The organism is Sanguibacter antarcticus, assembly GCF_002564005.1.
GTDB classification, from domain to species: Bacteria; Actinomycetota; Actinomycetes; order Actinomycetales; family Cellulomonadaceae; genus Sanguibacter; species Sanguibacter antarcticus.
The window spans coordinates 1346451-1360755 of the sequence record NZ_PDJG01000001.1 but is presented as its reverse complement, the minus strand read 5'-3'; the positions used below and the strand labels follow the sequence as shown (position 1 = coordinate 1360755).

14 protein-coding genes are annotated in these 14305 nt (G+C 67.3%); 9 read left to right on the top strand and 5 right to left on the bottom strand.

Going from position 1 to position 14305, the window contains the following annotated elements; all coding sequences use genetic code 11:
• The first annotated feature begins 5 nt into the window (after nt 1-5).
• The 6 genes from ATL42_RS06125 (at nt 6) to ATL42_RS06100 (ending at nt 7495) form a co-directional block, all read left to right on the top strand.
• The gene (locus ATL42_RS06125) at nt 6-821 is read left to right on the top strand and encodes an ABC transporter ATP-binding protein (protein ID WP_098454590.1); all 816 of its coding nucleotides are present in this window, start codon (nt 6-8) and stop codon (nt 819-821) included.
• Nucleotides 822-900: 79 nt separating this feature from the next.
• Nucleotides 901-1383 (top strand): NfeD family protein, encoded by a 483-nt coding sequence (locus tag ATL42_RS06120; RefSeq protein WP_245862185.1) that lies wholly within the window; start codon nt 901-903, stop codon nt 1381-1383.
• A gap of 67 nt (nt 1384-1450) precedes the next feature.
• Nucleotides 1451-2716 carry an SPFH domain-containing protein gene (locus tag ATL42_RS06115; protein ID WP_098454588.1) on the top strand — a complete coding sequence of 422 codons (1266 nt, stop codon included), beginning with the start codon at nt 1451-1453 and terminating at the stop codon, nt 2714-2716.
• Nucleotides 2717-2881: 165 nt separating this feature from the next.
• Nucleotides 2882-4615 (top strand): ABC transporter ATP-binding protein, encoded by a 1734-nt coding sequence (locus ATL42_RS06110; protein WP_098454587.1) that lies wholly within the window; start codon nt 2882-2884, stop codon nt 4613-4615.
• Complete coding sequence (locus ATL42_RS06105) at nt 4612-6618, top strand: ABC transporter ATP-binding protein (protein ID WP_098454586.1); 2007 nt, start codon at nt 4612-4614, stop codon at nt 6616-6618. The genes ATL42_RS06110 and ATL42_RS06105 overlap by 4 nt, the downstream gene beginning before the upstream one ends.
• A gap of 58 nt (nt 6619-6676) precedes the next feature.
• Nucleotides 6677-7495, top strand: coding sequence for a TrmH family RNA methyltransferase (locus ATL42_RS06100; protein WP_098454585.1), 819 nt, complete (start codon nt 6677-6679; stop codon nt 7493-7495).
• A gap of 152 nt (nt 7496-7647) precedes the next feature.
• Here ATL42_RS06100 and ATL42_RS06095 read toward each other — a convergent pair whose 3' ends face one another.
• On the bottom strand, nt 7648-7974 hold the full coding sequence (locus ATL42_RS06095) for a prevent-host-death protein (RefSeq protein WP_211281784.1): 327 nt from the start codon (nt 7972-7974) through the stop codon (nt 7648-7650).
• 146 nt (nt 7975-8120) lie between these two features.
• Between ATL42_RS06095 and ATL42_RS16835 the strand changes: the two genes are divergently transcribed.
• The 3 genes from ATL42_RS16835 to ATL42_RS06085 all read left to right on the top strand — a co-directional run bounded on the left by ATL42_RS16835 (nt 8121) and on the right by ATL42_RS06085 (nt 10972).
• Nucleotides 8121-8255: a hypothetical protein gene (locus ATL42_RS16835; RefSeq protein ID WP_281254280.1), complete on the top strand. Its 135-nt coding sequence runs from the start codon at nt 8121-8123 to the stop codon at nt 8253-8255.
• Between the two features lie 150 nt (nt 8256-8405).
• On the top strand, nt 8406-10217 hold the full coding sequence (locus tag ATL42_RS06090; protein WP_098456377.1) for a BCCT family transporter: 1812 nt from the start codon (nt 8406-8408) through the stop codon (nt 10215-10217).
• Between the two features lie 74 nt (nt 10218-10291).
• On the top strand, nt 10292-10972 hold the full coding sequence (locus ATL42_RS06085; protein ID WP_098454584.1) for a metal-dependent transcriptional regulator: 681 nt from the start codon (nt 10292-10294) through the stop codon (nt 10970-10972).
• Nucleotides 10973-11040: 68 nt separating this feature from the next.
• On the opposite strand, the gene ATL42_RS06080 is transcribed toward ATL42_RS06085, so the two are convergent.
• From ATL42_RS06080 to nrdG, 4 genes are all read right to left on the bottom strand, one after another.
• The gene (locus ATL42_RS06080; protein ID WP_211281858.1) at nt 11041-11877 is read right to left on the bottom strand and encodes a metal ABC transporter permease; all 837 of its coding nucleotides are present in this window, start codon (nt 11875-11877) and stop codon (nt 11041-11043) included.
• Between the two features lie 41 nt (nt 11878-11918).
• The gene (locus tag ATL42_RS06075) at nt 11919-12662 is read right to left on the bottom strand and encodes a metal ABC transporter ATP-binding protein (protein ID WP_098454582.1); all 744 of its coding nucleotides are present in this window, start codon (nt 12660-12662) and stop codon (nt 11919-11921) included.
• Complete coding sequence (locus ATL42_RS06070) at nt 12659-13603, bottom strand: metal ABC transporter substrate-binding protein (protein ID WP_098454581.1); 945 nt, start codon at nt 13601-13603, stop codon at nt 12659-12661. The genes ATL42_RS06075 and ATL42_RS06070 overlap by 4 nt, the downstream gene beginning before the upstream one ends.
• A gap of 117 nt (nt 13604-13720) precedes the next feature.
• Nucleotides 13721-14302 (bottom strand): anaerobic ribonucleoside-triphosphate reductase activating protein, encoded by a 582-nt coding sequence (gene nrdG / locus ATL42_RS06065; RefSeq protein ID WP_098454580.1) that lies wholly within the window; start codon nt 14300-14302, stop codon nt 13721-13723.
• Nucleotides 14303-14305 lie beyond the last annotated feature (3 nt).

The window sequence follows — 14305 nt, the reverse complement described above, 5'->3', positions numbered from 1 at the left end:
GAGGCATGACCTGGGTTCTTGATCTGCAGAACGTCACTGTCCGGCGCGGCGAGAAAAACATCGTCGACGACGTCTCGTGGCGGATCGCCGAGGGAGAGCGGTGGGTCGTCCTCGGACGCAACGGCGCCGGCAAGACGACCATCCTCCAGATCGCGGCGGGCCGGCTGCACCCCACGAGCGGTGTCGCCGAGATCCTCGGTTCTCGGCTCGGCTCGGTCGACGTCTTCGAGCTGCGACCGCGCATCGGGCTCGCCAGCGCAGCCCTGGCCGAGCGGATCCCCGCCTCCGAGCGGGTCGCTGACGTCGTCCTCACGGCCTCCTACGCCGTGACGGGCCGGTGGCGAGAGTCGTACGAGGAGCTCGACGAGAAGCGTGCCGCCGACCTGCTCGAGGCGTTCGACGTCGGGCATCTGGCAGACCGTCGGTTCGGCACCCTGAGCGAGGGCGAGCGCAAGCGCGTCCAGATCGCCCGGGCTCTCATGACCGACCCTGAGCTTCTCTTGCTCGACGAGCCTGCGGCGGGCCTCGACCTCGGTGGCCGCGAAGAGCTCGTCGGCGCCCTGGCCGAGCTGGCAGCCGATCCCGGCTCACCGGTGCTCGTGCTCGTCACGCACCACGTCGAGGAGATCCCGCCGGGCTTCACGCACGTCATGCTCATGCAGGACGGGGGCGTGCACAGCGGCGGGCCGATCGCGGAGGTCCTCACGAACGAGAACCTCAGCGCCGCCTTCGGGCTGCCCCTCGACGTCACGCAGGTCGGTGACAGGTGGACCGCACGCGCGGCGCAGGCTGCTCCACGCTCCGGTGGGCACTCAGGCTGATCACCAGCAACTTGTCGGCTGTTCACTGCGCACAATCACCTCTGTGTAGCGTAAAGTTCAGGCAAAGGGGCGGTCGACGATGAGTGGAGGAACGATGGACTGGTACTGGTGGATCGGCACGGCCTTGATCCTGGTCGTCGTCGAGATGGTCTCGCTCGATCTGGTCCTCATGATGTTCGCCGGAGGAGCCGTCGCAGCCGGTGTCGGGAGCGCTCTCGGAGCCGACCTCGCGGTCCAGATCCTCCTGTTCGGCGTGGTGTCGACGCTCCTGCTCTTCGCTATCCGGCCCTGGCTCCTCAAGTACCTGCGCCAGCGCACGCCGCTGACCGAGACGAACGCCGCAGCACAGGTCGGACGTATCGGCGTGGTCGTCGCAGAGGTCACCGACGACGGTGGCAGGATCAAGCTGTTCGGCGAGGTGTGGAGCGCGCGGTCTGCCGGCGACGTGACCTACCCGCTGGGCTCAGACGTGGTCGTCGTACGCATCGACGGAGCGACCGCGATCGTCGGGTCCGCCGACGCTCCGGTCAAGGAACCCCACCGACCGGAGCTGCCGGCCTGACGCTCACGCTCGTTCCTGAGCGCGGGCGCCCAGCGCCCACGCACGCTGCAACTCGAGAGGACACTTCATGCCGGAAGACACCGGGCAGCTGTTTGGCATCATCCTTGCGGGGCTCATCGCCCTGTTCTTCATCATCGCGCTCGTCCGCGCGGTGCGCATCGTCCCACAGACCGTAGCTCTCATCGTCGAGCGCCTCGGCCGGTACTCCCGGACGATGGACGCCGGGCTCCACTTCCTCATCCCGTTCGTCGACCGGGTCCGCGCGAGCGTCGACCTGCGCGAGCAGGTCGTGTCGTTCCCTCCGCAGCCCGTCATCACCTCGGACAACCTCGTGGTGAGCATCGACACCGTCCTGTACTTCCAGGTGACGGACCCGAAGTCCGCCGTGTACGAGATCGCGAACTACATCACCGCGATCGAGCAGCTCACCGTCACGACCCTGCGTAACGTCATCGGGTCGATGGACCTCGAGCAGACCCTCACGAGCCGTGACCAGATCAACGGCCAGCTCCGCGGGGTGCTCGACGAGGCGACCGGACGCTGGGGGATCCGCGTCAACCGTGTTGAGCTCAAGTCGATCGACCCGCCCCAGAGCATCCAGGGCTCCATGGAGCAGCAGATGCGCGCCGAGCGAGACCGTCGTGCTGTCATCCTCACGGCCGAGGGCTTCAAGCAGTCGCAGATCCTCACAGCCGAAGGCGAGAAGCAGGCCGCGATCCTCCGTGCCGAGGGATCTGCACAGGCCGCGATCCTCACGGCCGAGGGCGAGGCCCGCGCCATCCTCCAGGTGTTCGACGCCATCCACGAGGGCGACGCAGACCCCAAGCTCCTCGCCTACAAGTACCTGCAGATGCTGCCGCAGATCGCCAACGGCAGCTCGTCGAAGATGTGGATCGTCCCGACGGAGTTCACCGCTGCGCTCGCTCCCATCGCCAAGGGTTTCGGCGGCGTCCCCGACGGGTCGTCAGACGGTTCCGGCGACTCGCGAACAGAGGCGCGACGTGAGCGTGGAGAGCGCACCAAGTCCGCGCTGACGTCTGCGCTCGCGGACCCGACGCAGGCTCTCGCCGAGGCACGTCGTCTCGCTGAGGCAGCGACGGCTGACGCGACGAGCGCGGGCACCCACTCAGGTGCGCCGTTCGACCCGAAGCAGCAGCAAGGACAGCAGCCCAGCACGGGCTACGGCGCCGCTGCGGGGACGTCGCCGAGGGTCCTCGGCACCGAGGGCACGCGGTTCGCCGAGCCTGCCGACAGCGCCGAGCAGGCTCCGCCGACCGAGCCCGGACAGAGCGGACCGGACCACGACGCAGGGACACCACCCGCCGGGCACTAGCCCGACGCAGCACCAGGTTCCACGGGGGCACCAGCCCTCAGCGGAACTGACGAATATCAGCAGTGCAGACAGGGCCACGCACCGTAGGCTGTCTGACGATCACTCGTGATCGTCCGTCAGCCCGGGGCGTGGCCCTGGACGTCTCTCCTGACCTCGAGGCCCTGCATGCTGCTCTCGCTCCTCAAGTCCCACCTTGCCCCGTACCGGCAAGCACTCGTCCTGGTGCTCGTGCTCCAGCTCGTCCAGACGATCGCGTCGCTCTACCTCCCCAGCCTCAACGCAGACATCATCGACAACGGGGTGACGCAGGGGGACACGAGCTACATCGTGCGCATCGGTGTCATCATGCTTGTCGTGAGCCTGGGGCAGGTGCTCTGCGCGGTCGTCGCCGTGTACTTCGGTGCGCGGGCCGCGATGGGCTTCGGCCGGGACGTCCGTGGGGCGCTGTTCACACGCGTCCAGGCGTTCTCCGGCCAGGAGGTCGGCGTGTTCGGTGCCCCGACGCTCATCACGCGGACGACGAACGACGTCCAGCAGGTCCAGATGGTCGTCATGCTCGGCCTGACCATCATGGTCATGGCGCCGATCATGCTCGTCGGCGGCGTCGTCATGGCCTTGCGTCAAGATGTCGGGCTCTCCGGGCTGCTCATCGTCATCGTCCCGGTGCTCGGTGTGACGATCGCCGTGATCCTCTCCCGGATGATCCCGTACTTCCGGGCGATGCAGAAGCGGATCGACCGCATCAACTCCGTCCTGCGTGAGCAGATCTCCGGCATCCGCGTGATCCGCGCGTTCGTCCGTGAGCGCCACGAGCAAGAGCGGTTCGCTGTCGCGAACACGGAGCTGTTCGAGACGTCGCTGCGCGTCGGCAAGCTCATGGCCCTCATGTTCCCGGTCGTCATGCTCATCATGAACCTGTCGAGCGTCTCCGTCATGTGGTTCGGTGCGTCACGCATCGACTCCGGCGAGATGCAGATCGGCTCGCTCACGGCCTACCTCAGCTACATCATGTACATCCTCATGGCGGTCATGATGTCGACGATGATCTTCATGATGGTGCCGCGTGCAGCGGTCTCTGCCGAGCGGATCGGCGAGGTGCTCGCTACGGAGGCGAGCGTCGTCGAGCCCCTCGCGCCTCGCTCGATGAGCGAAGGTCGCGGCCGCGTGGAGTTCGCCGGCGTGGAGTTCCGCTACCCGGGTGCGGAGCAGCCGGTGCTCGGAGACCTCACGTTCACGGCCGAGCCGGGGGAGACGACCGCGATCATCGGGTCGACGGGCTCGGGCAAGACGACGCTCATCAACCTCGTGCCTCGGCTCTTCGACGTCACCGGCGGATCGGTGACCATCGACGGGATCGACGTCCGAGAGGCTGCCGGGCAAGACCTGTGGTCCCGGATCGGCATGATCCCGCAGAAGCCGTACCTGTTCTCCGGCACGGTCGCCTCGAACCTCGCGTACGGGCTCGAGGGCGCCACCGAGGAGCAGATGTGGGCAGCGCTCGAGGTCGCCCAGGCCCGCGACTTCGTCGAGGCGCTGCCCGACGGCCTGGAGTCTGAAGTCTCCCAGGGCGGGACGAACCTCTCGGGAGGCCAGCGCCAACGCCTGGCGATCGCCCGGGCCGTGATCCGCGACCCGAAGATCTACCTCTTCGACGACTCCTTCTCTGCGCTCGACTACACCACCGACGCTGCGCTCCGTAGAGCGCTCGCACCGATCGCCCGTCGTTCGACGATGATCATCGTCGCCCAACGGGTCGCGACCATCCGCCAGGCGGAGAAGATCATCGTCCTCGACAACGGTCGCATCGTCGGCCAGGGCACCCATCCAGATCTCCTGGCCACGTGCCAGACCTACCAGGAGATCGTGTACTCACAGCTCTCGGCGGAGGAAGCAGCATGAGCACCGACCAGAGCGCCAAGCAGCCGGCCGACGAGCCCGCCGCAGCACCTGCCGCTACCGCCTCGCGCCCCGGCGGGCCGGGTGGCCGACCCGGCCACGGCCCCATGGGGAACATGGGCATGCCGGCCGAGAAGGCCATGAACTTCACCGGGTCGCTCCGCCGGTTCGCCGGGTACCTCGGTGCGGAGAAGGTCCGCGTCGTGGTCGTCACTGTCCTCGCCGTCGTGTCGGTCGGGCTGACCGTCATGGGGCCCAAGCTTCTCGGCAACGCGACCAACCTCATCTTCGAAGGCTTCGTCAGCAAACAGCTGCCGGCCGGCTCGACGAAGGCCGAGGCCGTGGCCGGGCTGCGTGCCGACGGCCAGGACCAGCTCGCGGACATGATGAGCGGGATGACGCTCACGCCCGGCGTCGGGCTCGACACGACCGCGCTGCGCGACGTCCTGCTGCTCGTCGTCGCCGTGTACGTCGGTGCGTTCCTCTTCGGGTGGCTGCAAGGACGCTTCACGGCGATCGTCGTGCAGAACACCGTGCGACGCCTGCGCGACCAGGTCGAGGAGAAGGTCAACCGGCTGCCCCTCGGGTACTTCGACAAGCAGAAGAGCGGCGAGGTCCTCTCGCGCGTCACGAACGACATCGACAACGTCGCCCAGACGCTCCAGCAGACGCTCTCCCAGCTCGTTTCCTCGATCCTCACGATCGTCGGTGTGCTCGCGATGATGTTCTGGATCTCGCCGCTGCTCGCGATCGTCGCCCTCGTCACCGTGCCCCTGTCCGTGATCATCACGGCGGCGATCGCGAAGCGCTCGCAGCCGCAGTTCGTCCGCCAGTGGGCGTCGACGGGCCGGCTCAACGCGCACATCGAGGAGATGTACACGGGCCATGCGCTCGTCAAGGTGTTCGGTCACCAGGAACGGGCGATCGAGACGTTCGACGAGGAGAACGCGCACCTGTACGAGGCGAGCTTCAAGGCACAGTTCATCTCGGGGATCATCCAGCCAGCGATGGGGTTCGTCGCGAACCTCAACTACGTCATCGTCGCGGTGGTCGGCGGGCTGCGGGTGGCGTCGGGGACGATGACGCTCGGCGACGTGCAGGCGTTCATCCAGTACTCGCGCCAGTTCACGCAGCCGATCACGCAGGTCGCGTCGATGATGAACCTCTTGCAGTCTGGGGTCGCGTCGGCAGAGCGGGTGTTCGAGCTGCTCGACGCGGACGAGCAGTCGCCGGACCCGGCGTCGCCGGTGCGGGTCGGTCGTGTCCAGGGCAGGGTCGCGTTCGAGGACGTGGCGTTCAGCTATTCGCCGGACGCGCCGCTCATCACGGGTCTCTCGCTGGTGGCCGAGCCGGGCAAGACGATCGCGATCGTCGGCCCGACGGGCGCGGGCAAGACGACGCTCGTCAACCTCATCATGCGGTTCTACGAGGTGGGTTCCGGGCGGATCACGCTCGACGGGGTCGATGTCGCGACGATGACGCGAGACGACCTGCGCTCGAACATCGGGATGGTCCTCCAGGACACGTGGCTCTTCGAGGGAACCATCGCGGACAACATCCGGTACGGCGCGGGACCGGACGTCGACGACGCTCGGCTGGTCGAGGCCGCGGAGGCCACGCACGTCGACCCGTTCGTGCGCACTCTCCCCGACGGGTACGACACGGTTCTCGACGAGGGCGGGGCCAGCGTGAGCGCCGGCGAGAAGCAGCTGCTGACGATCGCTCGTGCGTTCCTCGCGGACCCGGCGATCCTCATCCTCGACGAGGCCACGTCCTCGGTGGACACGCGCACCGAGGTGCTCGTGCAGAAGGCCATGAACGCGTTGCGTGCAGGCCGGACGAGCTTTGTCATCGCGCACCGGTTGTCCACGATCCGTGACGCGGACGTCATCCTCGTCATGGAGCACGGCGACATCGTCGAGCAGGGCACGCACGACGAGCTCCTTGCCGCGCACGGCGCGTACGCGCGGCTGTACGAGAGCCAGTTCGCCTCCGCGCTCGACTGAGGGGCGTGGTCGTGGGGGCCTGACGCTCGGAGGTCGTGGCGTCAGGGAGAATCGACGGGTGCCTGCCTCTGTGATCACTGATGCCACCGACGACCGTGTCGCCGACTACACGAACCTCACCGACATCGTGCTGCGGTCTAAGCACGAGCCGGAGAAGGGGCTCTTCATCGCGGAGAGCTCGACGGTGATCCGTCGTGCGCTGGCGGCGGGGTATCAGCCGAGGTCGTTCTTCATGGCGGAGAAGTGGCTCGCGTCGATGGACGACGTCCTCGCCGAGTGGCCGGACGTCCCGGTGTACGTGGGGGAGCCCGCGGTGCTGGAGTCGATCACGGGGTTCCACCTGCACCGCGGGGCGCTCGCGGCGATGCACCGTCCGCTGCTGCTCTCGGTGCGCGAGCTCCTGGCTGGTGCACGTGGCGGGGCCGGGGCACGGCGGGTTGCTGTGCTCGAGGACATCGTCGACCACACGAACGTCGGTGCGATCTTTAGAGGGGCTGCGGCCCTCGGGGTGGATGCGGTGCTCGTGACGCCGCGGTGCTCGGATCCGCTGTACCGGCGGAGCGTGCGGGTGTCGATGGGGACGGTGTTCCAGGTGCCGTGGACGCGGATCGAGAACTGGCCCGGCGGTGTTGCGGAGCTGCAGGCGGAGGGGTTCACGGTTGCCGCGTTGGCGTTGAGCGATGATTCGGTGACGTTGGACGAGTTCGTGGGGCAGGAGAACGAGAAGGTGGCGTTCGTGTTCGGGACCGAGGGGCACGGGCTCGGGGGCGAGACGTTGCAAGCCGTGGACGCTGTGGTGAAGATCCCGATGGCTGGGGGAGTGGACTCGTTGAACGTGGCGGCGTCTGCGGCCGTGGTGTTCTATGCGACGCGCTGACGACTATGTCCTCAGCTGCTAGATGTTCTGTGGCCGCGATGCGCATCTGAGACTGTCCCGAACCACGGCCTGCGGTCGGTCATCGAACACTCATGTGTCATTCCAGCCCTGCTGGATCGTCCCGAGGTAGCACTTCTTCGTAGCAGCCCTGATCAGGGACGCTCCACACGCTCGGCGTCGTCGAGCCACTCGAGGTCGCTGCGGCCGAGACCGGCGGCCACCGCTGTGGCCGTCTCCTTCCACGATGTCAGCTCCTCGATCGCCAGGTGTCGCTGGTCTGTGGAGGACGAAGCCCTCGCGGCCTCGACGAGGTCCCGCGCACACGATTCCCGGTCTGCTGGCGAGAGCGCGAGCATCCAGGGGAAGGTCTTGGACATTCGCTCGGCGAGCGTGCCGCTGTCGTCGAGGGGGACGGTGATGAGCTGCGCGGCGAAGTTCAGCAGCCGCGCACGCTCGTCGGCCTCGCCTCGGTACATCACGACCGACGCCTCGCCGTGGCGGCAGGAAGACCTGTTCCGATGGACATGGTCCCCACCATTTTCGGAAAGTTCTCGGGAGTTTTGTACCGGGTCGTGCCAGGTCGGACCCATCAATATGTCTGTCCGCGCGATGAAGCACGTCCCTGGTGGATGGAGCACGCACGGGGCAGACGGTGGTGGCAGTCGAGGGCGACGAGGTCATCGGCACGGTGCCCGAAGCGTTCGACCACCCGGACGACGGGCTCGTCGGGCTGCGCGTCGTGTACCGACGGCTGACGTGAACCATCGAGTCTCCCTCCACGCCACGGAGCCTGTTCAGCGAGGCATCCCGGGCAGCCTCTGACGTGCTGAGATAGCGTGGTTGATCGTTCGCTGGTCCGCAGGACGCTCGGTCCAGACCGCTCGACGACGCGTGGCAGGAGCTGGTGCAGATGCCCAAGCCGGACAAGAGGTCATCGACCGGGTCGAGCAGACCGTTGGGCGGCCACAAGACCCGGCAGGCCGCCGCGCGGTCCTTGGCCGATCGTGTGGACCACTCGGGTCACCGTCTCCTCGAGGCGCGCAGCGCCGGGTCTGTGAAGCTCTACGAGCCGGAGAACCCCCGCCTGGACCGGTGGGTGTTCGGAGTGACAGCCGCGCTCGCGCTCGGTTTCGTCGTCTGGGGGCTCGTGAGCACGGACAACCTTGGGTCCGTCGCGTCGACCAGCGAGAGCTGGGTCATCGACAAGACCGGGTGGCTGTTCGTGCTGTCCGCGAGCTTCTTCGTCGTCTTCATCATCTGGCTCGCAGCCAGCAGGTACGGGCGGATCAAGCTGGGCGCTGACGACGAGGTGCCCCAGTTCCGCACCGTCTCCTGGATCGCGATGATGTTCAGCGCGGGCATGGGCATCGGCCTCATGTTCTTCGGCGCAGCCGAGCCGCTGAGCTTCTTCATCGATCCGCCCCCCGGGACCACCGCCGCGGAGTCCGAGGCCGCCGTGCGCACCGCGCTGGCCACGTCGCTGTTCCACTGGGGACTGCACCCGTGGGCCATCTACGCGGTCGTCGGGCTCGCCATCGCCTACGGCACCTTCCGCAAGGGGCGCAAACAGCTGTTCTCCTCGGTGCTGTGGCCCTTGTTCGGACGCAAGAGCGAAGGTGTGCCCGGCAGGATCATCGACATGCTCGCCATCTTCGCGACGCTCTTCGGTTCCGCCGCCTCGCTCGGCATCGGTGCCACGCAGATCGCCGCCGGTCTCGAGTTCAACGGGTGGGCAGACGACCTCAGCACGCCCCTGCTCGTCGGCGTCATCGCCGTGCTCACCGTCGCCTTCGTCGCTTCCGCCGTCTCCGGGATCGCGCGCGGCATCCAGTGGTTGTCAAACATCAACATGGTGCTCGCGCTCGTGCTCGCCGTCTTCGTCTTCCTCGTCGGGCCCACGCTCTTCATCCTCAACCTCGTGCCCGCGACGATCGGCTCGTACCTCGGCGACATGGCCGAGATGGCGTCTCGGACGTCAGCGACCGGCGGCGACGAGATGTCCGCATGGTTGTCCAGCTGGACGATCTTCTACTGGGCGTGGTGGATCTCCTGGACCCCGTTCGTCGGGATGTTCATCGCGCGGATCAGCCGAGGACGCACGATCCGGGAGTTCGTCACCGGCGTGCTGCTCGCTCCGACCCTCGTCGCGCTCGTCTGGTTCTCGATCTTCGGCGGGGCAGCCGTCCGGCAGCAGCAGGACGGCGGGACCATGACCATCGACGGGGCCGTCGACTCCAACGCTGCGCTGTTCCAGCTGCTCACGGGCTACCCGCTCGCGAGCATCAGCACCGTGCTCGTCATGGTGCTCGTCGCCATCTTCTTCGTCTCCGGAGCCGACGCCGCGTCCATCGTCATGGGCACGCTGTCCCAACGAGGAGCGATCGAGCCGAGCAAGGGAGTCGTGACGTTCTGGGGCGTCCTCATGGGCGCCGTCGCAGCGATCATGCTCGCTATCAGCGGGGGCGGCGCCGAGGCGCTCACCGGGCTGCAGAACATCACCATCGTCGTGTCCCTGCCGTTCGTGGTCGTCATGCTCCTCATCGCGGTCGCGCTGTGGAAAGACCTCCGGACCGATCCGATGATCGTGCGTCAGGAGGTCGGGATCGGCATGGTCCGCGACGCGGTCGTGCACGGCGTCGAGCAGCACGGCGACAACTTCCGCCTGTCGGTCGACCACGCCCCTGAGCAGACCACCGAGACGACGGAACCGGAGACCGACTGACCCATGGTCTCGCGCCGGCCGAACTCGGTGGCGAGGGTTTGTCGTAGTCGGATGTTCGTCCGTAGGCTGACGCCATGTCGGTGTCGGATCTCTCCACGAGCACGCAGAACTACCTCAAGGCCGTGTGGGGGCTCTCCGAGTGGTCGGACGCTCCCGTCACACCGACGGCGATCGCGGAAAAGACCGGGCTGAGGCTGTCGTCAGTCTCTGACGCGATCCGCAAGCTCTCGGCGCAGGGGCTCGTCGACCACGCCCCCTACGGGTCGGTCGAGCTGACCGCGACGGGGAGGGCGTACGCGCTGGCGATGGTGCGCCGTCACCGGCTCATCGAGTCCTTCCTCGTGAGCGTCCTCGGCTATCGGTGGGACCAGGTCCACGACGAGGCCGAGAACCTCGAGCACGCCGTGTCCGACTTCATGGTCGAGCGGGTCGACGCGTTCCTGGAGTTTCCGTCGCGCGACCCGCACGGAGACCCGATCCCGTCGGCTGCAGGAACGGTCGTCTTCCCTGACGCGGTCCAGATGACGACGGTGGACACGCCCGCACACGTCGTGGTGGAGCGGATCTCGGACAACGACCCGACGCTGCTGCAGTTCTTCCAGGAGCAGGGGATCGTCCTCGACACGCGGGTCTCTGTCACCGCCGGCCCGCCGTTCTCGGACGCTCTCGACGTCCAGGTCGAGGGCCAGAGCACGTCGGTCTCGTTGGGACGCTCCGCCACCGACGCGCTGTTCGTCTCGATCCCGAGCGCATGACTGTCTAGGCTCCGCCGGGAGCAGCCTCGCACGCTACCTCGCGCCGGGTCACGTAGCCGGCCCGGTCCTCAGACCGTCGTCGCGTCGGCGACGGCCCGTCGGCGACGTCGGGCCGCGATCTTTGCAGCGACCACCCCGTGGCTCGGGCTGAACAGGAAGACGAGCACGAACATCGCGCCCTGGGTGAGGACGACCATCCCGCCGGACGCCGTGTCGAGGTAGTAGCTCAGGTAGAGCCCGGCCACGGCGCAGAGCGCCGAGATCGCCGGTGCGATGACGAGCATTCGCCCGAACCGGTCGGTGAGGAGATAGGCGGTCGAGCCGGGGATGATGAGCATCGCCACCACGAGGACCACACCGACCGCCTGGAGCGCGACGACAGCGGTCAGCGCGAGCAGCCCGAGGAGCGCAGCCCCGAGCAGCTTCGGACGCAGACCGATCGCGTGAGCGTGCGTCGGGTCGAACGCGAAGAGCGTGAAGTCGCGACGCTTCACCACGAGGATGGTGAACGTCACGACCCCGAGGATGACGATCTGGAGAAGGTCGCTCCACGACACCCCGAGAAGATTTCCGAAGATGATGTGGTTGAGGTCCGTCTGAGACGGCGTGACAGAGATCAGCACGAGTCCGAGCGCGAACAACGTGGTGAAGACGATGCCGATGGCGGCGTCCTCTTTCACACGGCCGGAGTCGCGGACGGCGCCGATGAGCCCGACGGCCAGGAATCCGAACACGACCGCACCGATCGCGAAGGGCACCCCGGCGATGTACGCGAGGACGACTCCCGGCAGGACCGAGTGCGAGACCGCGTCGCCCATGAGGGACCATCCGACGAGGACGAGCCAGCAGGACAGCACCGCGCAGACGATCGACGCGACGAGCGTCGTCGCGAGCGCACGGACCATGAAGTCGTACGTGAGCGGTTCGAGGAAGAAGTCGACGAGAGTCACGCGTCATCACCGCGGTCCAGGACGTCGAGGCCGAAGGCCAGGGCGAGGTTGTCGGGCGTGAGGACTGCGCTCGGTTCGCCGTGCAGGAGGACACGTCGCATGAGGAGGATCGCCTCGTCGGCGAGCCGCGGCAGCGCGTGCAGGTCATGGGTGGACACGAGGACCGTCGCTCCCGCGGCGGCGACCTCTCGCAAGAGGCGTGTGATCGTCGCTTCAGAGCGTTTGTCGACGCCGGCGAAGGGCTCGTCGAGCAAGAGGGTCGTCGCGCCCTGTGCGATGCCGCGAGCGACGAACGCACGCTTCTTCTGTCCGCCGGACAGCTGCCCGATCTGTCGCCGAGAGAGGTCGGTGAGCTCGACGCGTTCGAGGGCCTGGTCCACCGCTTCGTGATCTGTTCTCTTCGGTCGGCGCGTGAACCCCATGTGCCCGTACCGGCCCATCATGACGACGTCTCGGACAGAGATGGGGAACGCCCAGTCGACGTCCTCGCTCTGCGGGACGTAGCCGAGCCGGCCGGCGGTCCGGGCCTCGGACGGGGGAGCGCCGTCGAGGAGCACGGTTCCGGAGTCGGGGCGGACGATGCCCATGATCGTCTTGAACAGCGTCGACTTTCCGGAGCCGTTCATCCCGACGAGGCCGCACACTCGTCCGGGCGCGATGTCGAGGGTCACGTGGTCGAGGGCGAGCACGTCGCCGTAGTGCACGGTGACGTCGTCGACGTGGATCGCGGACGCGCTCATGAGAGATGGCCGGTGAGCGCGTCGGTGATGACGGTCGCGTCATGGCGGATGAGCTCGAGGTAGGTCGGGACGGGGCCGTCGGCCTCTGAGAGGGAGTCGACGTAGAGCGTCCCGCCGAAGACGGCGTCGGTCGCTTCGACGACCTGCTGCATCGGAGCGTCAGAGACGGTCGACTCGCAGAACACGGCAGGGACGTCGTTGTCTTCGACGAAGGCGATCGCGGCGGTGATCTGCTGCGGGGTCGCCTGCTGTTCGGCGTTGACGGCCCAGATGTACTTCTCCTGCAGGCCGACGTCCCGTGCCAGGTAGGAGAAGGCCCCCTCGCAGGTCACGAGCGCGCGCTGGTTCGTCGGCAGGACGGAGAGCTCCTCGACGAGGTCGTCCTGAACTGCTTGGAGCTCCGTCGTGTATGAGTCCCCGTTCGCCTCGTAGAGCGCCGCGTTGTCGGGGTCGATCGTGCTGAACGCCTCGACCATGTTGTCGACGTAGACCTGGACGTTCTGCGGGCTCATCCACGCGTGGGGGTTCGGCAGCCCGGCGTAGGCGTCCTCGCGGATGTCGATCGGTTCGACGCCCTCGCTGACGACCACGTGCGGCACGTCGAGGTCGGCGACGAACTGCTCGAACCATGCTTCGAGGTTCATGCCGTTGTCGAGGATGAGGTCGGCTTGAGATGCCTTGCGGATGTCCCCGGGGGTCGGTTCGTAACCGTGGATCTCGGCTCCGACCTTCGTGATCGACTCCACCCGGAGGGAGTCGCCGGCCACGTTCTGTGCGATGTCGGCGAGCACAGTGAACGTCGTCAGCACCACCGGACGGTCGTCGCCGTCGGCGCCGAGGTCGTCGGTGAACGATGCGCACCCTGTCAGGCCGATCGTGAGCGTCGACGTGCATGCGAGGGCAAGCAGGCGGCGCGCGGCCGTGGCGCGGTCTAGAGGCATGTGAGGTCCTGTCTGGTCTGGTGTCTGGTGGCATGACATCGAGCCTTGTTCGACTAAGGCAATCTTAATGTTCGGCATGCCGTAATTCCAAACGCCGTTCACGAGAAGCGTGGCAGATCAGGGAGCCACGCGCCTCCCGACCGCGGTACGGCACGACGACCACGCCACCGCCCCACCAGCACGCAGCGACGCAGGGACGTCGAGCACCCGCTGGTTGCGGCTGCCGCGGAACGCCAGCGTGAGATCGCGCTCGGCGAGCGTGAACGGGCCGTCAACGAGAACATCGAGCTGTTCCAGCAGCGCGACCTTGTCCGGGCTGCCCTGCAGGAGCTGCTCGAACGTGAAACCGCTCCATGCCCACACGTCCTTCGTCGTGCCGCACTCTGCCTTCATCCGGGCGACGACGCGCAGGCACACGTTCGTGTTGAGGAACGGCTCGCCTCCGAGCAGGCTCAGTCCCTGCACGGACTCGTGACCGAGGTCGGCGACGATCCTGTCTTCCAGATCAGGCGTGTACGGCTGCCCGTACCGAAAGCTCCACGCTGCCTCGTTGAAACATCCCTCGCACGCGAAGAGGCACCCGCTGACATAGAGGCTGCAGCGCACGCCCTCGCCGTCGACGAAGACGAACGGCTTGTAGTCGGCGACGTGGTCCTGGCTCACCCGCTCCGACAGCCAGTCCGGCTGCGGCTGCCTCACCGG